The following is a 762-nucleotide window of genomic DNA, read 5'->3' on the forward strand; positions in this document are numbered from 1 at the left end:
CCCCAGGCGCGCCGCGACGCACGTCGCCGGGCGCCGTGCAGCCGGCCGGCTGATGGGGCTTCATCGCGCGCCGCCATCCGGCATGAGCGCGTACTTCCTCTTGATGCGCTCGAGCTTCCTCTTCCACGGCAGGTACAGGGCGGCCAGGAACACCACCGTGGCGACGCCGTGCAGAAGGTCGAACGGCAGGGCGGCGCCGAACGACACGAGCACGGCGGGCACGGTGAGCGGGTGGATGAAGCCGATGGCGTTCCAGCCGTTCAGCAGCAGGCCGTACAGGAGCGCCGACGAGAAGCCGAACGCGAGCAGCACCGGCGTGCGGTCGAGCCAGCCGCGGTCGGCCAGCACGCCGGCCAGATAGCCCACGAGTCCCCAGGCGTACATCTGCCAGGGCGTCCACGGCCCCTGCCCGAAGAAGAAGTTCGACACGAGCGCTGCGAGCGCGCCCACCATGAAGCCGCTGCGCCGACCGAACACCGCGCCCGCCAGGATGCAGATGGCCGACACCGGCTTGAAGTCGGGGATGGGCGCGAACAGCATGCGGCCGGCCGCCGCGAGGGCGGCAAGCACCACCGTGGGCATGACCTGCCGCAAGGAGGGACGCGAGGTCTCGAAGGAGGCGAAGAACACCCCCACCGCCAAAAACGCCGTGACCACGGTGAGCAGCGCGCTCTGGTCGAGGTTCAGGAAGGCGCACGCGGCCAGCACGAGCGGCACCGCCACAAGCGCGGGCGCCTCCAGCGCGCGCAGCACGCGGGCGGC

The 762-nt window shown here is 71.7% G+C and carries 1 protein-coding gene; it reads right to left on the reverse strand.

The window, feature by feature from the left end; translation table 11 throughout:
• Positions 1–60: 60 nt before the first annotated feature.
• The coding region (locus GPA_RS15170; protein WP_231847673.1) for an ECF transporter S component at positions 61–762 on the reverse strand (702 nt) is incomplete at its 5' end.

It is taken from the genome of Gordonibacter pamelaeae 7-10-1-b (genome assembly GCF_000210055.1).
Classification (GTDB): domain Bacteria; phylum Actinomycetota; class Coriobacteriia; order Coriobacteriales; family Eggerthellaceae; genus Gordonibacter; species Gordonibacter pamelaeae.